The organism is Rhizobium sp. TRM96647 (assembly GCF_025780115.1).
Taxonomy (GTDB): Bacteria; Pseudomonadota; Alphaproteobacteria; order Rhizobiales; family Rhizobiaceae; genus Mycoplana.
This window is the reverse complement of the sequence record NZ_JAOXHF010000001.1, coordinates 593,399-618,999: the sequence shown is the minus strand read 5'-3', so window position 1 is coordinate 618,999 and position 25,601 is coordinate 593,399. Positions and strand designations below refer to the sequence as shown.

Here is a 25,601-nt window from a genome sequence, read left to right as displayed (position 1 = left end):
GTCGATCAGGCGGCAAACAGACGGAGACATACCGGGGATGATGTCGGAACTGAAAAAGGGCCTCTCGGGTCCGGGCACTGGCGCGCCCGTGACGATCGCCACGCGGATCAGGACGATCTGCGAAACCAGCCTGAAGGCAATGCTTCATCACAGAGGGTGGCTGCGGTTCCTGGCCGCCGGCTCGGCACTGTCCGTGGCCGCGACACCGGCGCTGGCACAGCAGGCCGCCGGCGCCACGCGCCTTCTCGGCTCGTCGGAGGTCATCACCTTTTCCGTCCTGATCGGCGTCGTCTCGGCGGCTCTGTTCTCGGCCGTCTGGATGATCCGGCAGCGCGGGCGGCTGGAAGACGAGATCGGCGCACTGCGCGCCACCGTCGCCGACGCCAGGCACCGCAATGCCCGGCTGCAGGCACTGATCAGCGACAAGAACCGGCGCATCATCGTCTGGGACGGCCTTTCGCAGCGCCCCGAGGTGCTGGGGCAACTGCCCCCGGAGACGGGTGCTCCTGCCGCCGATGCCGATTTCCTGGCGCTGGGGCGATGGCTGAAACCGGCTTCGGCAGGTGACGCCGAGCGGGCGATCGAGACGCTACGCTCGCAGGCCCAGAGCTTCGACCTCATCGTCGAGACGGTCCGCAACGAGATCGTCGAGGTGCAGGGACGCGTGTCCGGCGGGCAGGCTTTCGTGCGCTTCGTCGCATTGAACAATCTCCGTCGCGAGGCGGCGGAACTGCAGCTCGAACGCGACCGCCTGGAGCAGTCGCTGACCGTGTTCCAGCACCTGCTCGATTCGCTCGACCTGCCCGTCTGGCAGCGATCGAAGGAAGGCGCGCTGGTGTGGGCGAATGCCGCCTACGGCGAGGCGGTCGAGGCCCACGACGCGCAGGAAGCCGTGCGCGAGGGCCGCGAGCTCCTGCCAGCGGTTGCCCGTGAGCGGATCCGCGCCACCAGCACGTTCGACACGCCGTTCCGCGATCGGGTCTCCACCGTGGTCCAGGGCAAGCGGAATTTCTTCGAGGTCGTCGATGCCCGTTGCGCTGCGGGCTCCGCGGGCATCGGGCTCGACATATCCGAGGCGGAAGCGATCCGGGAAGAGCTCCAGCGCACGCTGAAGAGCCACGCCGAGACCCTCGACCACCTGGCGACGCCGGTCGCCATCTTCGACGGCAGCCAGCGCCTGCAGTTCTACAACCAGGCCTTCCAGAGCCTCTGGAACCTCGACACCGCCTTCCTCGAGCGGCGGCCGGACCATGGCGAGATGCTGGACCGCCTGCGGGCAGCCTCAAAATTGCCGGAGCAGCTCAACTGGCGACAGTGGAAGGAAAAGGTTCTGTCGGTCTACCGGGCGATCGATACGCAGACGGAGCTCTGGCACCTGCCAAACGGGCAGACGCTGCGCGTCTTCGCCACCGCACGGCCGCAGGGCGGCGCGACCTGGGTGTTCGAAAACCTGACCGAGAAGGTCGACCTGGAAACCCGCTACAACACGCTGGTGCAGGTCCAGGACGACACGATCGACCATTTGTCCGAGGGCGTGGCGGTGTTCGGTCCCGATGGCCGCATCCGCCTTTCCAACCCCGCCTTCCGCGCGCTTTGGGGCGTCACCGAGGCGCAGACGCAGCCGGGAACCCATATCCGCGCCATCGAACAGGCCTGTGCACCCTCCTATGACGGCGCCGACGGGTGGAAGCGCTTCGGTCGCATCATCACCAGCTTCGACGACGAGCGTCCATCCTGCCGCGGTGTCCTGGAACTTCATACCGGCCTGGTGCTCGATTTCGCGGTGATCCCGCTATCCAACGCGCAGACCATGCTGACCTTCGTCAACATCACCGACAGCGTGCGGGTCGAGCGGGCGCTGACGGAGAAGAACGACGCGCTGCGCAAGGCGGACGCGCTGAAGAACGACTTTGTGCAGCACGTTTCCTACGAACTGCGCTCGCCGCTGACGAACATCATCGGATTTGCCGATCTCCTGAAGACGCCGACGATGGGGGCGTTGACCGATCGGCAGGCCGAGTATGTCGATCACATCGCCACGTCGTCGGCGATCCTGCTGACGATCGTCAACGACATCCTCGACCTTGCGACCGTCGATGCCGGCATCATGGAGCTCGAGCTCTCCGATATCGAGCTGTCCGACCTGCTCGAGGACGTCGCCATGGAGTTCTCCGACCGGCTGCAGGAGAATCACGTATCGCTCGACATCGTCGCCTCGGAAAAGCTGGGCGGCATCGTCGCCGACCACCAGCGGCTCAAGCAGATCCTGATCAAGCTGCTCGCCAACGCCGCGAATTTCGCGGCCGAGGGCACGGCGATCGAGTTGAAATGCTGGCGCGACGACGAGGATTTCGTCTTCAGCGTCTCCGACAACGGCCCCGGCATCCCGCAGGACGTTCTGCGCACGGTCTTCAACCGCTTCGAAAGCCACGGTCGTCGCGGCGGTGCCGGACTGGGGCTTTCCATCGTCGAGAGCTTCGTCAGCCTGCATCACGGCACCGTCACCATCGACAGCCGCGAGGGCGAAGGCACCTGCGTCACCTGCCGGATCCCGCCCGGATCGCTGCCGTCGGTCGTGGCGGCGGAATAGGCCATGTACGCCGCGACGATCCATCTTGCCGACGAAGCCGAAACCATACGCTTCGGCGAGGATCTAGCGCGCGCCGTCCGGCCCGGTGACCTCATTGCGCTGTCCGGCGATCTCGGCGCCGGCAAATCGACCTTCGCCCGGGCGCTGATCCGCGCCGTCGCCGACGACGAATTCCTGGAGGTGCCGAGCCCGACGTTCACGCTCGTGCAGAGCTACGCGTTGCGCATCCCGATCGCCCATTTCGACCTCTACCGCATTGCCGATGCCGCAGAACTCGATGAACTGGGCCTCGACGAGGCGCTGGAGGACGGCGTCTGCCTGGTGGAGTGGCCGGAACGGGCAGCCGAAGCCCTGCCCGCCGCCCACTTGACCTTGCGCTTCCAGCACGACGGCTCGGGACGGCGCGTCGAGATCGAGGGGCCGGACGAAATCGGTGCGCGCGTCGGCCGCACGCTTGACATCCGCGCTTTCCTTTCGAAGGCCGGACTGGCCGTGGCCCGCCGCCGCCACCTGACGGGCGATGCCTCGATCCGGGCCTACGAGCATGTCTATGCGGACGGGCAGCGGCTCGTGCTGATGGATTCGCCCCGCCACACGCCGGGCCCGATCCTTGCGGACGGCAAGTACTACCAGCAGATCGCCCACATCGCCGAGGACGTCCGCCCGTTCGTGGCGATCGCCGCCCATCTCGGCGCCCGCGGCCTTGCGGCACCTGCGGTCTACCAGCGCGACCTCGACCGCGGCATCCTGCTGATCGAGGACCTGGGCCAGGAGGGCGTGCTCGACGACGAGGGCCGGCCCATTGCCGAACGCTACCTCGAAAGCGCCGGCGTGCTTGCAACCCTGCACGCCCAGCCGATGCAGCGCATCCTCCCGATCGGCGACGGTACGGACTACCGGATTGCCGACTTCGACCACGATGCCATGCAGATCGAGGTCAGCCTGCTGACCGACTGGTACCTGCCCTGGCGGACGGGCGCGCCGGCGACGGACGCGCTGCGCGCGGAATACCGGGCAATCTGGAGCGATCTGGTGGCCACGCTGGCAGGCGCGGAGAAGAACCTGCTGCTGCGCGACTTCCATTCGCCGAACATCATCTGGCGGCCGCAGGCTGCGGGCATCGACCGCGTCGGCATCATCGATTTCCAGGACGCGATGATCGGGCCGACGGCCTATGACGTCGCCTCGCTGGTGCAGGATGCGCGCGTCGACATCCCGAAAGAGCTCGCCGGCCGGATCCTCGACCACTATCTCACGCTCAGGGAAGGATCCGGCGCCTTCGACCGCGACGCCTTCCTGGAGGCGTGGCACATCATGGCGGCGCAACGGAACTGCAAGCTGATCGGCATCTGGGTCCGGCTGATGCAGCGCGACGGCAAGCCCTCCTATATGAAGCACATGCCGCGAACCCTGGATAACCTGCGCACTGCCCTGGCACATCCGCGCCTCGCCCCCTTGCGCGACTGGTGCGGAAAGGCTGGAATCCTGTCCGACGAATCATAGGGACGGATGCCGCGATGAAGATCGAAAATGCCGTGGTACTGGCGGCCGGGCTCGGAACGCGGCTGCGGCCCGTGACGAACACCATGCCGAAGCCGCTGGTGCCGATCGCCGGCAAGCCGATGATCGACTACGGCCTCGACGCGCTGGAGGCAGCCGGCGTTGCGCGGGCTGTCGTCAATGTCCATCATTTCGCCGGCCAGATGATCGACCATCTGTCGCGCCGCACCCGCCCCGAAATCCTGATCTCGGACGAGACCGACGCCCTGATGAACTCTGGCGGCGGGCTTGCCAAGGGGCTGAGGCTGCTGGGCCCCGAGCCGGTCTTCGTCCTCAATGCCGATCTGTTCTGGGTCGGGGAGCGCGCCGGCGAGAAGACCAACCTGCGGCGGCTCGCCTCCTTCTTCGATCTGGAGCGCATGGACATGGCGATGCTGTGCGTGCGGCTCAAGGACACGACGGGGCATAACGGGCGCAACGACTTCTCGATGGATACCGAAGGCCGGCTGACCCGCTTCAGGGACGGCGACGGCGAACCGGTCGTCTATGCCGGGGCGATCGCCATGATGCCGGCGCTGCTTAACGATGCGCCGGAGGCGGCCTTCAACCTCAACATCTACTTCGACCGGGCGATCGCGGGCGGCCGTCTCTACGGCCTCATCCTCGAAGGGCACTGGATCACGGTCGGCACCCCGGAGGCGATCGCCGAGGCAGAGGCGGTCGTCGGCCGGCAGGCGGGTGCGGCGTGAACGGGCGGCGGGACAGCGCCGGAAACGTGTTCTCGATACATCCGGGCCTGCCGTTCCTGAAGACACTGGCGCGGCGGATCTGCGACGGCACGATCATCCCCGGTTTCCGCCACGACGATAGCGATCCGCTGTCGCTGGCGGACATGACGATCTACGTTCCGACCCGGCGCTCGGCGCGATCGCTGCGGTCCGAGTTCGTCGATCTCCTCGGCGGGCGCTCCGCCATCCTGCCCGTCATCCGCCCGCTCGGCGAGACCGACGACGATAGCGGCTTCTTCGACGAAGTGGCCCCGGCCGCCCTCGACATGGCAGAGCCGCTTTCCGGCCCGGCCCGCCTGCTGGAACTCGCACAGCTCGTCCTCGCCTGGCGCAACAGCCTGCCGGCGGCCATCACTGCCGTGCATGCCGAAAGCCCGCTGGTCGCGCCGGCAAGTCCCGCCGACGCGATCTGGCTCGCTCGCGAACTTGCCGAGCTGATCGACGCGATGGAGACCGAGGAGTGCGACTGGGACGCGCTCAAGACCATCGAGGCCGCCGACCACGCGCAATGGTGGCAGCTGACGCTGGCCTTCCTGAAGATCGCCAGCGAATACTGGCCGGCGCGGCTCGACGAGCTCAACCGCTCCTCTCCGTCGATCCGCCGCAATGCAACGCTGCATGCGGAGGCCGATCGCTATCGCGATGCGCCGCCGTCCGGGCCGGTGGTCATCGCGGGCTCCACCGGCTCCATTCCCGCCACCGCGCGCCTGATCGAGGCAGTTGCCGGGATGCCGAACGGTGCCGTCGTGCTGCCCGGGCTCGATTTCTCGATGTCGGACGAGGACTGGCGGCTGGTCACGCACGATCCGCTATCGGGCGAACCGTCGCGCGAGGCGTCAAACCGCAGCCATCCGCAATACGGTCTCAGCCGGCTGCTGCGGCGGTTGGGACTTGAACGTTCGATGGTCGTTCCGCTCGGCACGCCGGAAGCGGCGTTGGCGACACGCGCGGAACTGCTGTCTCGGGCGCTGCTGCCGGTTCATGCCACCGCCGGCTGGGAACAACAGCGTCACGCGATGCAAGGTGATCAGGCACTGGTCGCATTCGCCGGCGCCTGCCTGGTCGAGGCGGCGAACGAGCGGGAGGAGGCGACCGCGATCGCGGTCGCGCTGCGGCTGGCGCTCGAAGAGGGCGAGGAGAGCCAGGCCGCCCTGATCACGCCGGACCGGAAGCTTGCCCGGCGCGTCGCGGCGGAACTCGCCCGCTTCGGGATCGAGGCCGACGATTCTGCCGGCACCCCGCTGCTTGCCACCCCCCAGGGCACGCTCACCCGGCTTTTGCTGGAGGCCGCGCTCCGGCCGGGCGATCCGGTCGCGCTCGTCGCCCTCCTGAAGCATCCGCTGGCTTGCTTCGGCCTTCCGGCGGAAAAAATGCGTGCCGGCGCGACCGCGCTGGAGCTGTTGGCGCTTCGCGGCGGCACGGCTGAAGTCGACATCTCCACCCTCGAGCCGCTCCTCTACGCCGCCCTGAAGCGGCAGGCGACCGACCGAAAGCCGCCGGAATGGCGCACGGCCATACCCGAGGCTTCGGTGCTGGAAGCGCGCGAACTCGCCCGGCGGATCGCCACCGCGGTCGAGCCTTTGGCCGGTGTCCTGGTGCGCCACGGCCGTACGGGGCGACGCTTCACGACAGCGCTTCCGATCGCCGAATGGGCCGAGCGAACCGGCCGGGCACTGGAGGCGGTCGCCATCGACGAACACGGCAATCTGGCCGGCCTCTGGTCCGGCGAAGCCGGCGACGGGCTGGCGTCACTCCTCAAGGGCGTGATCGAGGCCGAGGGTCAGCTCGAGGCGGACGGTCCGCAATGGTGCGATGTGCTGGCGGCGATCAGCGCCAGCGAAACGGTGAAGCCGCGCTCGATGCGCCATCCGCGCGTCTTCATCTTCGGCGCGCTCGAATCGCGCCTGCAAAGCGTCGATACGATCGTCATCGGCGGGCTGAACGAAGGCACCTGGCCGGGACAGACGACGAATGACGCATTCCTGTCGCGCGCGATGAAGGCAGGTATCGGGCTCGAGCCGCCCGAGCGGCGCATCGGCCAGCTGGCGCACGACTTCCAGGTGGCCTGCGCGGCGAGAAAGCTGGTCCTCACCCGGGCGACGCGCAGCGGCACCTCGCCGACGGTCGCCTCGCGCTGGCTGCAGCGCCTGCTCGCGGTCGGAGGTCCTTCGCTGGCTCAGGACCTGAGGAAGCGGGGTGCGGATCTCCTCCATTGGACGGCCTTGCTGGATCGACGCCAGAGGCAGCCGGCGGCCAAGCGGCCCGAGCCAAGACCGCCGGCCGAACTGCAACCGAAGAGCTATTCCTTCAGCGAAGTCGGGCGGTTGCGCCGAGACCCTTATGCGATCTATGCGCGGCGGATCCTGCGCCTCCATCCGATCGCCCCGTTCAACGTCGATCCCGGTGCCGCCGAACGCGGCACGCTGTACCACCGCATCGTCGACCGCTACGTGCGCGAGCATGCTGGCGAGCGTGCGGACGGGGAACTGATGAGCCGGATCACGACGGAGGAGTTCGACCGCATGGCGCTGCCCCTGCATATCGATGCGGTCTGGCGTCCGCGCTTTCGGGCCGTCGCGAACGCCTTTCTCGCCTGGGACGGCAAGCGAAGGCAGGCGCTCGACAAGTCGCTGACGGAGGTGTCCGCCTCGCTCGATCTCGGAATTGCCGGCATGCGGCTGACCGGTGTCGCCGACCGGATCGACCTGCGCTCCGATGGCCGCGGCGACCTGATCGATTACAAGACCGGCAGTTCGCCCTCGCTGAAGATCGCCCGCGCGCTCCTCGATCCGCAGCTGCCGCTGGAGGCTGCGGCCCTCAAGCGCGGCGCCTTCAGGGACCTGCCGTCGATGCCGCCCGGCGACCTGACCTATGTCCGCCTCAAGCCCGGCGATCGCTTCGACGACGAGGTCGTCAACAACGAGCACGCCCGGCCGACGAAGGATCGGCAGCCGAAATCCGCCGAGGACCTTGCCGACGATGCGCTTCTCCAGCTGGAGAAGCTTTTGGCACAGTTGCTCTCCGGTCACTATGGCTTCGCCTCGCGCGTCATCCCGGAAGCGGAACGGGAATTCGGCGGCGAATACGACCATCTGGCCCGCGTGGCCGAGTGGTCGACGGCGGAAGGTTCCGAGGGAGATGAGGATGCTTGAGGCAGAGCGCCCGCCCGCCGACGATCCCGGCGCCTGGCTCGGCTGGACGAGCCGCATGCAGGCAGCCGCGTCCGACCCCTCCGCTTCGGCATGGGTCTCCGCCAATGCCGGCTCGGGCAAGACGCACGTGCTCACCCAGCGCGTGATCCGTCTCCTGCTCGCCGGGTGCCGGCCGTCCGCCATCCTGTGCCTGACCTACACCAAGGCGGCGGCATCGGAGATGTCGAACCGCGTGTTCGAGCGCCTGGCCGAATGGGCGGTGCTGCCGGACGACGAGCTTGCCCGGCGCGTCGAGCAGATCGAGGGGACCGTGCCCGACCGGTTGAAGCTCGCGGAGGCAAGGCGCCTGTTTGCGCGTGCACTGGAGACGCCGGGCGGGCTGAAGATCCAGACGATCCACGCCTTCTGCGAGGCGCTGCTGCACCAGTTCCCGCTGGAGGCGAACGTCGCCGGCCACTTCGCCGTTCTCGACGACCGGGCTGCCGCAGTGCTGCTCGCGGACGCCCGCCGCTCGCTCCTGACCGCGACCTCGGCGGAGGACGATGCCGCGCTCGCCGGAGCGTTTTCGACCGTGCTCGAGATCGCCGACGACACCGGCCTCGACCGGCTGATCGAGGACATCGTTGCCAGTCGCAGCGCCATCCGCGCCTTCATCGACGAGGCGGCCGCCCATGGCGGTGCCACCGCCCTGCTGCGCGAGCGGCTCGGGTTCGGGCCGGGGGACGATGCCGGCAGCCTGGTCGACGCCTTCTGGCCGCCGCCCGGCTTCGACATGGCCGTCTTCCGCCGCTATCTCGACACCGCGCTCGAACTCGGCTCCGACACCGTCAAGGCGAGTGCCGCCGATCTGGCCGCCCTGCCCGAACTGCCGACGGCAGCCGGACGCCGGCAGGCGCTCTGCGATCTCTTCTTCAACGGCGGCGGAAAGCCGGCCAGCATCGACCGCGCCTTCCTGTCCAAGAAGGTGAAGGATCGTGATCCGGAGTTCGAGCCGTTCTTCGTCGACCTGCAGGCGCATGTGATCGCCTGCGACGATCGTCTGCGCCGCTTCCGCATGTTCGAGGCGACCCGCGCCGCGCTTGTGATCGCGGCGCGGCTGATCGGCGACTACGAGGATCTCAAGCGCGGGCGCAGCCTGCTCGATTTCGACGACCTGATCGAGCGTGCCGCCACGCTCCTGACCCGCAGCGACGTGGGCGCCTGGATCCACTACAAGCTCGATCAGGGGATCGACCACTTCCTCGTCGACGAGGCTCAGGACACCAGCCCGCGGCAATGGGAGATCATCGGCGCGCTGACCGGAGAATTCTTCGCCGGCGCCTCGGCGCGCCCGGCGATCCGCACCGTCTTCGCCGTCGGCGACGAGAAGCAGTCGATCTATTCCTTCCAGGGCGCGCGCCCCGAACGCTTCGCCGAGGAGGGGCGCAAGGCAGGGCGGCGCGCCGGCGATGCCGACGCCCTCTTCCGGTCGATCCGGCTGCTGCTCTCGTTTCGCTCCACCCGCGACGTGCTTTCTGCCGTCGACCGGGTTTTCGCGGTCGCCGACCATGCGCGCGGGCTCTCTCCCGACGGCGACGCCGTCATCCATGCCTCCAACCGCGGCCAGGAGCCCGGTGCAGTCGACCTGTGGGAAGTGATCGCGCCAGCCGAGACCATCGACGAGGAGGACTGGACCGCGCCGTTCGACGCCGTGCCGGAGAAGGCGCCGGTGAACGTCCTGGCGCGGCGCATCGCCGATACGCTTGCAGGCTGGATCGGGCGGGAGACGGTGACCGAGAAGGGCACGACGCGACCCATGCGTCCCGGCGACGTCATCGTGCTGGTGCGCAAGCGCGACGCCTTCGTCAACGCGCTGACCCGCGCCCTGAAGCAGCCGCACAACATTCCCGTCGGCGGCGCCGACCGGCTGGTGCTGAGCGGCCACATCGCCGTGCAGGACCTGCTCGCGCTCGGGCGTTTCGCGCTCCTGCCCGAAGACGACCTGTCGCTTGCGGCCCTGCTGAAAAGTCCCCTCCTCGGACATTCCGAAGAGACGCTGATGGAGCTTGCGGCACGGCGGCCGGAGGCGACCAGCCTGTGGCAGCACCTGCAGGCACAGGCCCCGCAAGACCTGTTCCTCGGTGCCGTTGTGCGTCAACTGGAGGCCTTCATTGCGATTGCGCGGGAACTCCCCGCCCATGATTTCTACGCAAGGGTCATCGGTGTCCTCGGCGGGCGGGCCGCGTTCCTGGCGCGGCTGGGGCAGGAGGCCGGCGAGATCATCGACGAGTTCCTGTCCTTCGCGCTCGACCAGGAGGAAAACGGCCTTCCCGGCCTGCAGGCCTTCATCTCGACGCTGGAGCTCGAGGCCCCGACCGTCAAGCGCGAGCAGGACAAGGGGCGAAACGAGGTCCGGATCATGACGGTGCATGCCGCCAAGGGGCTGGAGGCGCCCGTCGTCTTCCTCGTCGACAGCGGCGGGGCGCCCTTCACCCACACTCACATGCCGAAGCTCAGGTTTCTCGCCGCCGGCAGAAGCGACACCCTGCCCGCATGGCTGCCGGTGAAGGACCTCGGAAACGACCTGACCGACCTCGACGCGCAGCGCATCCGCGCGCAGGCGGAAGAAGAGTACCGGAGGCTTCTCTATGTGGCGATGACGCGTGCGGCCGACCGTCTCGTCGTCTGCGGCTATCGCGGCAAGCGGCCGATCAGCGGCACGTGGCATGAGATGGTCACCGCCGGGCTCTCCGGAGACGAACGCTGCAGCGCGACGGAGTTTTCCGCCGGGCCGGATACGTGGTGCGGTGCGGTCTGGCGCGAGGCGTCGCCGCAGGCCGGCACGCCCGGCGAAGCCATTGCCGAAACGGACGAGACGGAAGCGCCGCTGCCGGAGGCACTGGGGCGTCCATTGCCGCCGCTACGCCACCTGCCACGTCCATTGAGCCCGTCGGGCGCCGCCACGGTGATCGACACCGGCGAGGCCGACCTGAGGGTCGGATCCGCCCTTTTCGCCACCCATGCGCCGTCCGGCGCAGGTCGGGCGCTGGAGCGCGGCCGGATCCTGCACCGGCTTCTGCAGGTCCTGCCCGGCCTGCCGGAAACGGATCGCCCGGCTGCGGCGGAGCGCTATCTGGAACGGGCGGTGCGGCACTGGCCGGACCGCGACCGGGCCCGCCTCAGCGCCGACGTCGCCGCGATCATGCAGGATCGGTCGCTTGCGGCGATCTTCTCGCCCCGCAGCCGCGCGGAAGTCGAAATCATGGGAACGCTCGGCTTGGGACGCACCGACTATGCGGTCTCCGGCCGGATCGACCGGATGGTGGTGACGGAGGACGGCGTCGAGATCGTCGATTTCAAGACCAACAGGCAGCCGCCGGCAAGCCCGGCAACCATCCCTTTCGAGCATCTGGCGCAGCTTTCGATCTACCGCGCCCTGCTTGCTCCCCTCTATCCCGGCCAGACGATCCGCTGCGGGCTCGTCTATACCGAGGCACCGGCGGTCTACTGGCTCGAGGACGAGGCGATGACGCGAAGCCTTGCCGAGCTTGCGACAAAGTGAGATACCATCCATTGAAATGCCCGCCGCCGCGCATCACATGACATGCAACTTCAATTCGCCAAGGAGCAGCCCCTCATGGCTACCGTGAAAGTCGACAATTCCAATTTCCAGGCCGAAGTGCTCAATTCCGCCGAGCCGGTGGTCGTTGATTTCTGGGCCGAATGGTGCGGCCCGTGCAAGATGATCGCGCCTGCGCTGGAGGAGATCTCCGCAGAACTCGCCGGCAAGGTGAAGGTCGCCAAGCTCAACATCGACGAGAATCCCGAGCTCGCAGCCCAGTTCGGCGTCCGCTCGATCCCGACGCTCGCCGTGTTCAAGGGCGGCGAAGTGGCCGACATCAAGGTCGGCGCTGCACCGAAGACGGCACTGTCCTCCTGGATCTCGACCGCGGCCGCCTGAGCCTCACGCGAGACATCGACATTCAAGGCCCGGCTCGTCCGGGCCTTTTTCGTTTCCGCCTGGATAACTGCCGGAGACGGTGGATCAGACCGGCGGGGTGCCGTTGTCGGCGAGCACGTCGCCGATGAGATAGAGCGAGCCGCCGATCAGGATCCGCGGCGCGACTGCATCTTCCTCGACGATGCGACCGATCGCATGCAGCGCCTCGGCGACCGAAGAAACCGGCTCCGCTTCGAGGCCGGCATCGGCAGCATCGCTTGCAAGCACGACCGGGTCGATACCGGCATCCGATCCGCGGATCGGCACGGTGAAGACGCGTTCGGCGATGCCCCGGAAGGCATCGAAATAGCCGACCGGGTCCTTGGTGTTGATCATGCCCGTGACCAGAAACAGCGGGCGCGGGTCGCGCTCCTCGAAGGTGGCCATGGTTTCGGCGATCACGACGCCGGCACCGGGATTATGGCCGCCGTCGACCCAGATCTCGGAGGATTCCGGCGCAGCCTTGACGAGGGCTCCGGCATGGAGCCGCTGCAGGCGCCCGGGCCATTCGACCGCGACAAGGCCACGTTCGAACGCATGCTCGGCGACCGGCAGGCCCGCCGCCTTGACGGCGCGTATCGCAGCCGCCGCATTGGCATACTGGTGCCGGCCGGGAAGCTTCGGCGGCGGCAGGTCCATCAGGCCGAACTCGTCCTGGTAGACCATCCGGCCGAACTCGCCATAGGCCAGGAAATCCTGCCCGTAGACCGTGTGGGGGCAGGAGAGCCGTTCCGCGGTCGCGATCAACACGTTGCGCGCGGCTTCCTCCTCCTGATGGCCGATGACGACAGGCGAGCCCTTCTTCATGATGCCCGCCTTCTCCGCCGCGATCAGTTCCACCCGGTCGCCCAGATAGGCCTGGTGGTCGAGCGAGATCGGCATGATCACCGATACCGCCGGCTTCTCGACGACGTTCGTCGCATCGTAGCGGCCGCCGAGGCCAACCTCGATGATCGCAACGTCAGCCGGATGCTCGGAGAAAAGCAGGAAGGTGACTGCCGTCAGGATCTCGAACACCGTGATCTTCTGGCCGCCATTGGCCTCTGCCACCCGCCGGACGGCATCGGCCAGGACCGGATCGGAAACGTAGGCGCCGCGCCCGTCCTTGCGGCCGAGGCGATAGCGCTCGTGCCAGTTGACGAGATGAGGAGAGGTGTGGACGTGGACCGAAAGGCCGGACGCCTCGAGGATGGCGCGGCTGAAGGCCGTCACCGAACCCTTGCCGTTGGTGCCGGCGACATGGATGACCGGCGGAAGGCGCTTGTGCGGATCACCGAGCGCGGACAGCAGCCGCGTGATGCGGTCCAGCGAAAGATCGTAACCCTTCGGATGCAGAGAAAGGAGCTTTTCGATCTCCCGCCCCGCCTCTGAGGTACCGGCCGTCTCCACCACGCCGCCCCGCCTGCGCGCGGTTCAGGCGCTGGCGGCGATGGCGACGACGCCAGCCGCCTTGGTGGTTTCGGTCACCGGCTTCTTGGTGAGGATCCGCAGCAGCCGTGCCAGCGTACCGGGAATGTCGTGGCGCTTGACGACCATATCGACCATGCCGTGCTCAAGAAGGTACTCGGAGGTCTGGAAGCCCTCGGGCAGTTTCTCGCGGATCGTCTGCTCGATGACGCGCTTGCCGGCAAAGCAGATTTCGGCGCCCGGTTCTGCCAGATGGATGTCGCCCAGCATGGCATAGGAAGCCGTCACGCCGCCGGTTGTCGGATTGGTCAGGACGACGACATAGGGCTGGCCCGCTTCCTTCAGCATCTCGACGGCGACGGTGGTGCGCGGAAGCTGCATCAGCGACAGGATGCCTTCCTGCATGCGGGCGCCGCCGGAGGCCGGGAACATGACCAGCGGGCACTTCTCGGAGATGGCGCGCTCGAAAGCCTTGACGATCGCCTCGCCGGCGGCGATGCCAAGCGACCCGCCCATGAAACCGAATTCGTGTACGACCGCGACGAGCTTGACGCCGCGCACCTTGCCGACGCCGGCGAGGATCGTGTCCTCCTGCTCGGTCTTGATGCGGCTGTCCTTCAGGCGGTCGATATACTTCTTGGAATCCCGGAACTTCAGCGGGTCCTGCGCGACCTTGGGCTGTGGCAGCGCCTCGAACGCGCCGTCATCGAACAGATCCTTGAGCCGGGCCTTCGCCGGCATCTTCATGTGATAGCCGGAAGCCGGAATGACCCACTTGTTCTCTTCCAGGTCGCGGTGGAAGACCATCTCGCCCGTTTCAGGGCACTTGATCCAGAGGTTCTCGGGAACCTCCCTGCGACCCAGCATCGAATTGATCTTCGGCCGAACGTAGTTTGTGATCCAGTTCACTGAAGCTACTCCTGAATTTTTCGCCCCTATGTGGGGTTTTATTCCGCTGCCGCAACCCGGGCGCCGCGAACGCCGAGCGCAAGGCTGCGCACCAGCGCCTCGACGCCGGCCACGGTCGCCTCCGTGGCGGCGCCGTCTGCCGTTAGGCTGGAAGCGATCTGGTTGACGATGGCGCTGCCGACGACCACGCCGTCCGCGGACGCGCCGATGGCACGCGCCTGCTCCGCCGTCTTGACGCCGAAGCCGACGCAGACCGGAAGCGCCGTGTGGTCCTTGATGCGCCGGACGGCGCCGCCGATCAAGGACGGATCCGGCAGGGCAGAACCGGTGATGCCGTTCATCGAGACGTAGTAGACGAAGCCGGAGGTATTCTCCAGCACGGCCGGCAGCCGCTTGGCATCCGTCGTCGGCGTCGCAAGGCGGATGAAGTTGATGCCGCGGCTCAGTGCCGGAATGCAGAGCTCGTCATCCATCTCGGGCGGCAGGTCGACGACGATCAGGCCGTCGATGCCCGCCTCCAGCGCATCCTCGATAAAGCGGTCGACGCCGTAGATGTAGATCGGGTTGTAGTAGCCCATCAGCACGATCGGCGTGTCTGCGTCCTCGAGCCGGAAGTCGCGCGCCATCTGGATGGTCTTGGACAGCGTCTGGCCGCCCTTAAGCGATCGCTGCCCGGCCACCTGGATGGCCGGTCCGTCGGCCATCGGATCGGAAAACGGCATGCCAAGCTCGATGATGTCGGAGCCGGCCTTCGGCAGCGCCTTCATGATGGCGAGCGAAGAGGCATAGTCCGGATCGCCGCCCATGAAATAGGTGACGAGGGCCGGGCGTCCTTCGGCTGCGAGAGCGGCGAAACGTCTGTCCATGCGGGCGGTCATCTTAGAGCTCCATGCCGAGGATCTTGCCGACGGTGAAGATATCCTTGTCGCCGCGGCCGGAGAGGTTCATCAGGATGATTTCGTCCTTTCCCATCGTTGGCGCGCGCTTGATCACCTCGGCCAGCGCGTGGCTGGGCTCCAGGGCGGGAATGATGCCCTCGATGCGGGTGAGCAGCTGGAACGCCTCCAGCGCCTCGTGATCCATGATCGGAACATATTCCGCACGGCCGATGTCGTTCAGCCAGGAATGCTCCGGGCCGATGCCGGGATAGTCCAGACCCGCCGAGATCGAGTGGCCTTCCTTGATCTGTCCGTCGCCGTCCTGAAGCAGGTAGGTGCGGTTGCCGTGAAGCACGCCCGGCGAGCCTGCGGTGATCGAGGCACAGTGCTCGTCGCCATCCAGCCCCTTGCCCCCGGCTTCGACACCGACGATCCTGACGTCCTTGTCGTCCAGGAACGGATGGAAGATGCCGATCGCGTTCGACCCCCCGCCGACCGCGGCGATGACGACGTCGGGCAGCCGGCCTTCCGCCTTGAGGATCTGCTCGCGGGCCTCGCGGCCGATCACCGCCTGGAAGTCGCGGACCATCTCCGGATAGGGGTGCGGGCCGGCGGCGGTGCCGATCAGATAATAGGTGTCCTCGACATTGGTCACCCAGTCGCGCAACGCCTCGTTCATCGCGTCCTTCAGCGTGCCGTGGCCGGCGGTCACCGGCTTCACCTCGGCGCCGAGCAGCTTCATCCGGAAGACGTTCGGCGCCTGCCGTTCGACGTCGGTGGCGCCCATGTAGACGACGCAGGGCAGGCCGAAGCGTGCGGCCACCGTGGCCGAGGCCACGCCATGCTGGCCGGCGCCGGTTTCGGCGATGATGCGCGTCTTGCCCATCCGCTTGGCAAGCAGGATCTGGCCGATGCAGTTGTTGATCTTGTGGGAACCGGTGTGGTTCAACTCCTCGCGCTTGAAGTAGATCTTCGCGCCACCGAGATGCTCCGTCAGGCGTTCGGCGAAATAGAGCGGCGAGGGCCGGCCGATATAGTGCGTGCCGAGATCGGCCAGCTCCTTCTGGAATTCCGGATCGGTCTTCGCTTCGTTCCACTTGTCCTGCAGTTCCAGGATCAGCGGCATCAGCGTCTCGGCGACGAAGCGGCCGCCATAAATCCCGAAACGTCCGTCCTCGTCGGGACCGCCGCGAAACGAATTCAGAAAGGGTGACTGGTTCACATCCTGCTCCTTGCGGCAACGGCCCGACCGGTCGCCCGCCGCAACGCCTCGAAAAACTCTTCCATCCTGCCGAGGTCCTTGACGCCCGGCGCGCTTTCCACGCCGGACGACACATCGACGCCGGGCGCCCGCGTCACCGTGACCGCCTCTTCGACATTGTCCTTGTTCAAACCACCGGAAAGCATGTAATCGACGCTGCCGTCAAGCGCATCCATCAGCGACCAGTCGAAGGAAACGCCGTTGCCGCCGGGCAATTGCGAGCCGGCGGGCGGCTTGGCGTCGAACAGGAAACGGTCGGCGATGCCGACATAGGCATCGACCTTGTCGAGGTCCGCGGCCTCCCGGACCGAGAAGGCCTTGATCACCGGCAGGCCATAGACCGCCTTGATCGTCAGCACGCGCTCGGGGCTTTCCTTGCCGTGAAGCTGGAGCATGTCGGGGCGCAGAAGCGAAACGATCTCATCGAGTTCGTCATTGTCCGCATCGACGGTGACGGCGACGATCTTCGCACGGCCCCTGGCGAGATCCGCGAGCCCGGCGGCATCGGCCGGCTCGATGTTGCGCGGGCTCTTTTCGAAGAAGATGAAGCCGACATGCGTGGCGCCGAGATCGACGGCGCGCAGCACGGCTTCCGGCGTCTTCAGGCCGCAGATCTTGATGTCGATGCTGTTGGTGGCAGTGCTTTCCATGGCCACGGAACTCGCATGAAACGGCCGCAGAGTCGAGGACATTTGCGCGCCCGCGGCGGAACGTCAGTCGAAGTCGAGGGCGTGCAGCATCGTGCCGTTCCGCTTCAACCAGCGCTTGGCCTCTTCCACCCTCGGGCACAACTCGCGGCAGAGGCTCCAGAAGTCCGGGCCGTGGTTCATCTCGCGCAGATGCGCGACCTCGTGGGCCACCAGATAGTCTAGCACGAAGGGCGGCGCCATGACGATGCGCCAGGAGAAGCTGAGCGCGCCATCGGCCGAGCACGATCCCCAGCGGCTGCGGGTATCGCGCAGCGTCATCGAGCGAACCTTACGGCCGACTTTGGGAGCATGGAAGGCGACACGATCCTGAAGATCCTTGCGGGCCTCCTTCTTCAGATAGTCGCGGATGCGGCGCGGCACATGCTCGCTCTCGCCGCTGACCCGCAGGACCGCTTCGCCGTCGACCGTCACCGCCTCCGTCAACCCACGCAGCATGCCGGTTTCCTCGATGCGGTGGGCGACGCCGCGGATGAAGATGTGATGGCCGTCGGCCAGGGCGCTGCGGCTGGAGAAGCGCGCGAGCTTGGTCATCAGCCAGGCATGGTGGCGATCGAGGAAATCCCGGATCTCGCGCTCGGGCAGGCCGGTGGGAACCGTCATCTTCAGCGCCCGGCCACCGGGTTCGATCCGCAGGGTCAGCCGCGTCGCCTGCGCATTTCGACGGATCGTCAGGGGGACGGACCGGCCGTTCACCTCGACCGCCCGCAGTTCCGGCGGCGGGGTGCGCAATGCACGACGGGGCTTCAGGATCGAGGAGAACATCGCGCTCCTTCATAGCCGATTCGCGCGGCCTTTGAACCAAGCAAAAACCGGCGCCACAGGGACGCCGGCCATGACATTCAGGACATTCGAGCCACTCAGACCGCCGGGAAACCCGGCACCGTGCCGCCATTGCCGGAACGGCGCTCGCGCATGAAGCGATCGAACTCCTCCTTGTCCTTTGCCTTGCGCAGTTCGCGCATATAGGCGTCGAACTCGTCGCGCATCTCGTCGAGCTTGCGGCGCTCTTCCTCGATGCGGCTCAGTTCGGATTCGCGCCATTCGTCGAAAGCGACGTTGCCCGTTCCGAAGCCCGGACCGCGGAAACCGCGGCGGCGCCCGCGGCAGGCGGCGAAGAATCCGTCCGCCGTGTCGTTTGCGTCCTTCTTGAAGGTCTTGAGGCGCTCACCGAAAACGATGTAGGCGAGCATGGCCAGGCCGAGGGGCCAGAAGACCATAAACCCCAGCACCATCAGCGCGACGGTCGCAGGCGTCCAATCCGGACGCAGCAATGCAGACTGGTTCATTTGCAATCTTCCTCACATTCGCCGGAACGCCACCGTGGCGACCGATGATTTCGATGTGGTAAGATCATGAACACGCTTCAAGGCAATGCCCGGCAGAATCGGGCAAGCCCATGAAAGCCCCACAGGAATTCGAACGACCGACTACCTGCCGCCGGCCTTGCCGCCCTTGATGACGCGCGGCACCGGCCGCTTTTCCCGCCGGTTCGCCTCGATGAAGGAAACGATGCGGGGCGCGATCTCGCGCCGGAAGCGCGAGCCGTTGAAGACGCCGTAGTGGCCGACGTCGGGCTGCATGTAATGCATGCGGCGGTCGTCTGGGATGTTGGGACAGATCGTCTGTGCCGCCTTCGTCTGGCCGACGCCGGAAATATCGTCGTTTTCGCCTTCGACCGTGAGCAACGCCACGCTGCGGATCGCACCCGTGTCGACGCGGCGCGAGCGGTGCATCATCTCGCCCTTCGGCAGGGCGTGCCTCATGAACACGGTCTCGACCGTCTGCAGGTAGAACTCGGCCGTCATGTCCATCACGGCGAGGTATTCGTCGTAGAAGTCGCGGTGTTTCTCGGCGGCGTCGCCATCGTTCTTGACGAGATGTTCGAAGAATTCCTTGTGGGCGATCAGATGGCGATCGAGGTTCATCGACATGAAGCCGGACAATTGCAGGAAGCCGGGATAGACCAGGCGCATGAAGCCCGGCTGCGGCCACGGCACCGGCATGATGACATTGTCGCGGAACCATTCGATCGGCCGTTCCTCGGCCAGCCTGTTGACGGCCGTCGGATTGACGCGCGTATCGATCGGCCCACCCATCAGCGTCATCGAGGCCGGCGCCAGGGGGTCGCCGTCTTCCTCCATCACCGCGACGGCGGCAAGCACGGGCACCGACGGCTGGCAAACCGCAATCACATGGGTATCAGGCCCGAGCGCGTGCAGCATTTCGATGACATAGTCGATGAAGTCGTCGAGATCGAACGAACCGTCCGAGAGCGGCACCATGCGGGCGTCGATCCAGTCGGTAATATAGATCTCGGCATGCGGCAGGAGGGTCTCGACGGTTCCACGCAGGAGCGTCGCGTAGTGGCCCGACATCGGCGCCACCATCAGGATCTTCGGATCGGCCCGATGCCCGCCGGGCAGCGTGCGCTCGAAATGGACGAGGTTGCAGAACGGGCGCTGCCAGACGACCTTTTCGCGCACCGACACGGGCTGGCCGTCGACGATGGTGGTGTCGAGACCGAAAGCCGGCTTGCCGTAGCGCCGCGTCACGCGCTCCAGCACTTCCAGCCCAGCCGCCATGGTCCGGCCGAAACAGGTATGCGAAAGCGGATTGAGGGGGTTGCTGTAGGCGAGCCGCATGTGATCGGCGACAGCGCGCCAGGGCGCCATCATCGCATGGTTCAGTTCATAGAGCTGATAATACATGGGAAGAATTCCCTGTCGTTCCCTGAGCACGTCCAGGCCCGGGTGACATCCTGCCCTACATGCAATTGCGAACAGGGTATCACGTTTTCGTTGCGGTGCAACGGAGCAGGCGCCCACCGATCCGATCTGCAGGAGCGCGAGACCGCCCGATTCTCAAGCGGTCCACCCTCCGTCGACCACATAGGCCTGGCCGGTCGTATAGGTCGCCCCGGCCAGATAGACGGCGAGTTCGGCGATTTCCTCCGGCGTTCCGAGCCGTCCCATCGGCTGCCGTGCGATGAAGGCGGCCCGTGCCGCCTCGTAGTCGCCGCCGGCGCGCATGCGCTCCTGCAGCGACGGGCTTTCCACCGTGCCCGGGCAGATCGCGTTGCAGCGCACACCCTGGGCGACGTAGTCGGCGGCGATCGATTTCGTCAGGCCGATCACGGCCGCCTTGGTGACCGAATAGGCGAAGCGGTTCGGAACGCCCTTCACGCTGCTTGCGACCGAGGCCATGTTGACGATCGCGCCGCCGCCGCGCGCGAGCATGCCGGGCAGGAAGGCGCGGGCCGTGCGCACCATTGCGCGGACGTTGAGGTCCCAGGCGAACGCCAGGTCCTCGTCGCTCGTCTCCAGGACGGTGCCGCCATGCACGACGCCTGCGCAATTGAACAGGATGTCGACCGGACCGATCCCGGCTGCGGCGTCCTTCACCGCCTGGTCGGAAAGGACGTCGAGAAGGCGGGTTTCGATACCCTCGGCGGCGAGAGCCTCGAGCGCCGGCGCGTTGATGTCGGTGGCGATCACCCTGGCGCCGGCTCGCCTGTAGGCGAGCGCGGAGGCGCGGCCTATCCCCTGTCCCGCCGCCGTCACCAGCGCTGTCTTTCCACCCAGATCCTGGCTCATTGTCTTTTCCTCGTCACTTGATCGATGCAGGCCGAACGATGATGGATGCGCAAGGCGTCAGCGCGCAACCCTCACCACGGCCTTTATAAGTCCGTCCTTCGTCGTCGCCCAGCGTGCGAGGTCCGCCGGAACGGCCTCGAGCGTGGTGCGATGCGTCACCAGCGCCTCGACCGGAACATGGCCCGCCTCGATAGAGGCCACCACATGGCGGAAATCCTCGGCGGTGGCGTTGCGGCTGCCGACCAGCGTCATCTCCCGCTTGTGGAACTCGGGATCGGCGAAGCGGATGTCGTCCTTCACGACGCTGACATAGACGAGCGTGCCGCCGTGGGCAACATAGGCAAAGGCCGCCTCCATCGACCTGGCATAGCCTGTCGCATCGAACACGACGTCGAAACCCTCGGCATCGGTGATCTCCGCAAGGGCCGAGGCCATGTTTGCGTCCGCCACGACACCGCGGTCGAAGCCGAGCCTGTCGCGCGCCATGGCAAGCCGCTCGGCGGAGGTATCGAGCAAGGTGACGTCGTGGCCGGCAATGCGGGAGAAGAGTGCCGTTCCGAGCCCGATCGGACCGGCACCGATCACCAGCGACCGCGATCCCTTCGGCGTTTGCGCCCGACGGACGGCATGGGCGCCGATAGCAAGGAACTCCACGGTGGCGGCCGCCTCCAGCGACAGATTGCCGGCCGGGTAGAGGTTGGTGGCAGGTACTGCAATCTCGTCGCAGAAGGCGCCGTCGGTGTGCACCCCCAGCACCTTGATCGCCACGCAGCAGTTGGGCTTGCCCTTGCGGCAGGCCACGCAGGAGCCGCAGGAGATGTAGGGGTTGACGATCACCGGCTGGCCGGCCGCCAGGCCGGATCCTGCGGGCGCCTCCAGGACGGTGGCGGAGACCTCGTGGCCCATGACGCGCGGATATTCGAGGAAGGGGTGCTTGCCCTCGAAGATATGATAGTCGGTGCCGCAGATCCCGACATGGCTCACGGCGATACGGACCCAGCCTTCGGGGATGGCGGAGGGGGACGGTCGTTCCACGAGTTCGAGCCGCCCCGGCTCCTGGCAGACGATGGTGCGCATTTCGCAATTCTCCCGGCCGTCAGCGGCTTCCGCGGCGGCGAAGCTGATCGAAATAGACGATGACGATGATCAGCAGGCCGGTGATGATACGCTGCCAGAACGAATTGACGTTCAAAAGGTTCGCACCGTTATTGATCGTCGCCAGGATGAAGGCGCCGATCAGGGGACCATGGACCGAACCGACGGCGCCGAAGAGGCTGGTGCCACCGATCACCGACGAGGCGATTGCCTGCAGTTCCCAGCCTTCGGCCTGGGTGGCGTTGCCGATGCCGATGCGCGAGGCGAGCAGCACACCGACGAAGGCGGCGCATGTGGCCGACAGGATGTAGGCCATGTAGATCGTGCGATTGACGTTCACGCCCGACAGGCGGGCCGCCTCGCTGTTGGAGCCGACCGCAAAGAGATAGCGGCCCCAGCGGCTGAGATGGAGAAACACATAGGCCGGCACCGCGACCAGGATCACCATCCAGAACAGGCTCGGGATGCCGAGGAAATCGGCGCGGGCGAAGTTGGTGAAGCCTTCGTTGTTGATCGAGATCGTCGAACCGTTGGTGATCAGCAGGCCGACCCCACGCAGGGACGTCAACGTCGCCAGCGTTATGATGAACGGCGGCAGCCCCATGCGGACGATGCCGAAGCCATGGAAGGCGCCGATGGCGACACCCATCAGGAGCGTGATCGCCATTGCGATCCAGAGCGGTACGCCGGCCTGCAGGAGCCAGGCGAGAATGACGGTGGAGAAGCCGACGATCGCGCCGACGGAGAGATCGATGCCGGCGGTGATGATGACGAAGGTCTGGCCGACGGCGAGGATCGCCGTCATCGCGCCCTGCCGCAACAGGTTGGAAATGTTCAGCGGTGTCCAGAAGCTGACGGTGACGATGCCGAGTGCGATCCAGAGCGCGAGCAGCAGGCCGATCAGCGTCAGACTGAAGAGAATGTTCATCCCGCGCCGCGGGGCGGCCGCCGGGCTCTCCGTTGTGGTGATGGTCATGCGTGCTTCTCCCGCATCAATCTCAATTCTGGCTCAGACGCCTATGGCCTCGCCGAGCACGTCCTCATGGGTCGCGGCATGGAAATCATGGCTGCCGACGAGCCTGCCGCCCCGGAACACGTGCAGCCTGTCGGCAAGCTCGTAGACTTCCGGCAGGTAGGAGGAGATGAGGATGATGCCGGCCCCCTCCTTTAGAAGTTTTGCAAAGAGCCGGTAGATCTCCGCCTTGGTGCCGACGTCGACGCCGACGGTCGGCTCGTCGAAGATGAACAGCTTGGCGCCGTGGCTCAGCCACTTGCCGATGACGATCTTCTGCTGGTTTCCGCCGGACATCGACGACGCCGGCACGCGCCGGCTCGGGGTCTTGATCGCGAGATCGCGGATCTGCCTGTCGGCATTCGCCGCCTCCTCGGCCCGGCCGATCACGGGGCCGCGGCTCAGCCGCCCGAAGACCGGCAGGTTGATGTTGAGGCCGATCGGCAGGTTGAGGCAAAGGCCCTGGTCGCGCCGGCTTTCCGGAGCGAGCGCGATACCAAGCTCCATCGCGTCGCGCTCGTTTCGGATCTTCACCTTGCGGCCCATCCAGTGCACTTCGCCCGCCGACAACGGCTGGCGTCCGTAGAGACCGAGAGCGAACTCGCTGCGACCGGCGCCGATCAGCCCGTAAAGGCCGACGATCTCACCGGCCCGCACGGTCAACGAGACGTCTTCGAAGCCCGGCCCGGTCAGCCCGCGCGCCTCCAGGATCGGCGCGCCGATCGCAATGTCTTCCTTGTGGTAGATCTGTTCGATCGAGCGATTGATCATCAGCGCAATCAGTTCGCTCTCGTTGGTCTCGCCGATCGCCCGCGTGCCGACATGGGTTCCGTCGCGCAGGACCGAGACGCGGTCGGCGAGCTCAAACACCTCCTCCATCCGGTGGCTGATGTAGACGATCGTCACGCCCTCGCTCTGCAGGCGGCGGATCAGCTTGAACAACTGGGCGGATTCCTGTCGCGTCAGGTAGGCGGTCGGCTCGTCGAAGATGAGGAATTGGGTGCCGCGCATCGCTGCGCGCGCGGTGGCGACAAGCTGCTGCTGGCCAATGGTCAGAGATCCGAGTTCAGCTGCCGCCGGGAGATAGAAGCCGAGATCGTCGAGGACGGACTGCGCCATCTTCTCCATCTGCCTCTTGCGCATCAGCCCGTGCCGCTCGACTTCGTCGCCGAGGAAGAGATTGGCCGCGACCGACAAATGCGGGCAGAGGACCACCTCCTGATGCACGGCGTTGATGCCGCGCGCGATCGCCTCGTTGGGGGTGGAAAGGGCGACCGGGTGACCGCACCAGAGAACCTCGCCGGCCGTCCGCGTGATGACGCCGGTCAGAAGCTTGATGAGGGTCGACTTGCCGGCGCCGTTTTCACCGACGATGGCGTGGATCTCGCCCGCCAGAAAGGTGATCGTCGCCGGCTTCAATGCCTGAACGTAGCCGTAGTTCTTCTGAAGGCCCTTCAATTCCAGGATCGGCGTGCCGGCCGGCACGCGGCTGCCTTCCGTCAGAAGGGCGCTGGCCTCGTCGTGGCGATGCGCAATTTCCTCCAGCCGGGTCATGGTGCTCTCCTCCTGCTTGCGGCCCTCCGGATCGCCCGGCGAAAGCGCCGGACAGTTCCGCGATCAAAATTGCAGGCCGCGCCGGCGGAAGACCGGCGCGGCCGTCCTTGGGTCAGTTGACCTTCGGATTGATGAGCGCGTCGATCTTCGGCTCGCTCATGTTGGCCTTCGTCACCAGGTTGGCGCCGGTGTCGACGTTTGCCTCGACCTTCTCGCCCTTGGAGACCGCCAGTGCCGTCTTCACGCCGTCGTAACCCATGCGATAGGGATCCTGCACGACGAGGCCGGCAAGCGCGCCGTCCTTGAGGAAGCCGATCGTCTTGTCGTCGCTGTCGAAGCCGATCACCTTAATCTTGTCGCCGAGATTGTTCTCGGAAATCGCCTGGCCGACGCCCTGCGCCATGATCAGGTTGGAGGCAAAGACTCCGACGAGGTTCGGATTGGCGGTGATGAGGTCGGTCATCATGTTGAGGCCGGTCGTGGCCTGGCCGTCGGCATACTTGTCGGCGATGACCTTCAGGCCCGGATACTTCGTCTTTACCTGGTCGAGGAAGCCCTCGCGGCGCTGCTCGAGCGAGCCGGCGCCGGGCAGGCTGGTGATGATCGCAATTTCGCCCTCTTCCTTGCCGGTAGCCTCCTTGATGGCGGCGGCCAGACCGTCGGCGGCAATGCGGCCGCCCTGGACGTTGTCCGTCGTCAGGAACGAAGAGAAGGCCTTCGAGTCGGCGCCGGAATCGATGCCGATGACCGGAACGGACTTGGCGGCCTCGTCGATCGGCTTGCCGAGCGCCTTGAATTCGGTCGGCGAGATGACGACGGCGGCCGGCTTGCCGGCGACGGCGTTCTCGAGAATGCTAATCTGGCCGTTGACGTCGGCCTCGGACTGGGCGCCGAGTTCCGGTACGTTCACGCCGAGATCCTTGCCGGCGGCGCGGGCACCGGCCAGAACGATCTGCCAGTAGAACGAAGTGGTGTCCTTCACGACGATCGGGATGGTGACGTCCTGCGCGAACGAGGCGGCGGGCGCCATCGTCGCAAACACGGCTGCACCGGCCAGCGCGGTGAATGCGCGTCGCGACAGAAGCTGCTTGGCAATGCTCATCGGGGTTCTCCTCTCAGGGTGCGTTCTCCTCCAGTGAAACCGAACCGCTGAACGCAAGCGGACGATTCTTA

General features: G+C 66.5%; 19 protein-coding genes. 6 read left to right on the top strand and 13 right to left on the bottom strand.

Going from position 1 to position 25,601, the window contains the following annotated elements; translation table 11 throughout:
• Positions 1–40 precede the first annotated feature (40 nt).
• From OCK02_RS02775 to trxA, 6 genes are all read left to right on the top strand, one after another.
• Complete coding sequence (locus OCK02_RS02775; RefSeq protein WP_412178742.1) at positions 41–2,590, top strand: ATP-binding protein; 2,550 nt, start codon at positions 41–43, stop codon at positions 2,588–2,590.
• A 3-nt stretch (positions 2,591–2,593) separates the two neighbouring features.
• Positions 2,594–4,093 (top strand): tRNA (adenosine(37)-N6)-threonylcarbamoyltransferase complex ATPase subunit type 1 TsaE, encoded by a 1,500-nt coding sequence (gene tsaE, locus OCK02_RS02770; RefSeq protein WP_263811700.1) that lies wholly within the window; start codon positions 2,594–2,596, stop codon positions 4,091–4,093.
• A 14-nt stretch (positions 4,094–4,107) separates the two neighbouring features.
• Complete coding sequence (locus OCK02_RS02765; protein ID WP_263811699.1) at positions 4,108–4,839, top strand: nucleotidyltransferase family protein; 732 nt, start codon at positions 4,108–4,110, stop codon at positions 4,837–4,839.
• A gap of 26 nt (positions 4,840–4,865) precedes the next feature.
• A complete protein-coding gene (gene addB / locus OCK02_RS02760) occupies positions 4,866–8,030 on the top strand; it encodes a double-strand break repair protein AddB (protein ID WP_263811698.1) in 3,165 nt (1,054 codons plus the stop codon).
• On the top strand, positions 8,023–11,571 hold the full coding sequence (gene addA / locus OCK02_RS02755; RefSeq protein ID WP_263811697.1) for a double-strand break repair helicase AddA: 3,549 nt from the start codon (positions 8,023–8,025) through the stop codon (positions 11,569–11,571). Before addB ends, addA begins: the two co-directional genes overlap by 8 nt.
• Before the next feature lie 75 nt (positions 11,572–11,646).
• Positions 11,647–11,970 carry a thioredoxin gene (gene trxA, locus OCK02_RS02750; protein WP_112596916.1) on the top strand — a complete coding sequence of 108 codons (324 nt, stop codon included), beginning with the start codon at positions 11,647–11,649 and terminating at the stop codon, positions 11,968–11,970.
• An 84-nt stretch (positions 11,971–12,054) separates the two neighbouring features.
• Here trxA and OCK02_RS02745 read toward each other — a convergent pair whose 3' ends face one another.
• From OCK02_RS02745 to OCK02_RS02685, 13 genes are all read right to left on the bottom strand, one after another.
• Positions 12,055–13,398: a bifunctional folylpolyglutamate synthase/dihydrofolate synthase gene (locus OCK02_RS02745; RefSeq protein ID WP_412178749.1), complete on the bottom strand. Its 1,344-nt coding sequence runs from the start codon at positions 13,396–13,398 to the stop codon at positions 12,055–12,057.
• 24 nt (positions 13,399–13,422) lie between these two features.
• Positions 13,423–14,325, bottom strand: coding sequence for an acetyl-CoA carboxylase, carboxyltransferase subunit beta (gene accD / locus OCK02_RS02740; RefSeq protein ID WP_263811695.1), 903 nt, complete (start codon positions 14,323–14,325; stop codon positions 13,423–13,425).
• 38 nt (positions 14,326–14,363) lie between these two features.
• Entirely contained in the window at positions 14,364–15,203 is an 840-nt protein-coding gene (trpA, locus tag OCK02_RS02735; protein WP_230806485.1) for a tryptophan synthase subunit alpha, read from the bottom strand.
• 1 nt (position 15,204) lies between these two features.
• Entirely contained in the window at positions 15,205–16,425 is a 1,221-nt protein-coding gene (gene trpB / locus OCK02_RS02730) for a tryptophan synthase subunit beta (protein ID WP_263811694.1), read from the bottom strand.
• Complete coding sequence (locus OCK02_RS02725; RefSeq protein ID WP_263811693.1) at positions 16,422–17,114, bottom strand: phosphoribosylanthranilate isomerase; 693 nt, start codon at positions 17,112–17,114, stop codon at positions 16,422–16,424. The genes trpB and OCK02_RS02725 overlap by 4 nt, the downstream gene beginning before the upstream one ends.
• A gap of 63 nt (positions 17,115–17,177) precedes the next feature.
• Positions 17,178–17,936 carry a M48 family metallopeptidase gene (locus OCK02_RS02720; protein WP_263811692.1) on the bottom strand — a complete coding sequence of 253 codons (759 nt, stop codon included), beginning with the start codon at positions 17,934–17,936 and terminating at the stop codon, positions 17,178–17,180.
• 95 nt (positions 17,937–18,031) lie between these two features.
• The gene (locus OCK02_RS02715) at positions 18,032–18,460 is read right to left on the bottom strand and encodes a DUF2852 domain-containing protein (RefSeq protein WP_263811691.1); all 429 of its coding nucleotides are present in this window, start codon (positions 18,458–18,460) and stop codon (positions 18,032–18,034) included.
• A 141-nt stretch (positions 18,461–18,601) separates the two neighbouring features.
• Positions 18,602–19,882: a polyhydroxyalkanoate depolymerase gene (locus tag OCK02_RS02710; protein WP_263811690.1), complete on the bottom strand. Its 1,281-nt coding sequence runs from the start codon at positions 19,880–19,882 to the stop codon at positions 18,602–18,604.
• Between the two features lie 153 nt (positions 19,883–20,035).
• Complete coding sequence (locus OCK02_RS02705) at positions 20,036–20,767, bottom strand: SDR family oxidoreductase (RefSeq protein WP_230806479.1); 732 nt, start codon at positions 20,765–20,767, stop codon at positions 20,036–20,038.
• 57 nt (positions 20,768–20,824) lie between these two features.
• On the bottom strand, positions 20,825–21,844 hold the full coding sequence (locus tag OCK02_RS02700) for a zinc-binding alcohol dehydrogenase family protein (protein ID WP_263811689.1): 1,020 nt from the start codon (positions 21,842–21,844) through the stop codon (positions 20,825–20,827).
• Positions 21,845–21,863: 19 nt separating this feature from the next.
• Positions 21,864–22,838 (bottom strand): ABC transporter permease, encoded by a 975-nt coding sequence (locus OCK02_RS02695; protein ID WP_263811688.1) that lies wholly within the window; start codon positions 22,836–22,838, stop codon positions 21,864–21,866.
• A 33-nt stretch (positions 22,839–22,871) separates the two neighbouring features.
• Complete coding sequence (locus OCK02_RS02690) at positions 22,872–24,428, bottom strand: sugar ABC transporter ATP-binding protein (protein WP_263811687.1); 1,557 nt, start codon at positions 24,426–24,428, stop codon at positions 22,872–22,874.
• Between the two features lie 112 nt (positions 24,429–24,540).
• Entirely contained in the window at positions 24,541–25,530 is a 990-nt protein-coding gene (locus tag OCK02_RS02685) for an ABC transporter substrate-binding protein (protein WP_263811686.1), read from the bottom strand.
• Positions 25,531–25,601 lie beyond the last annotated feature (71 nt).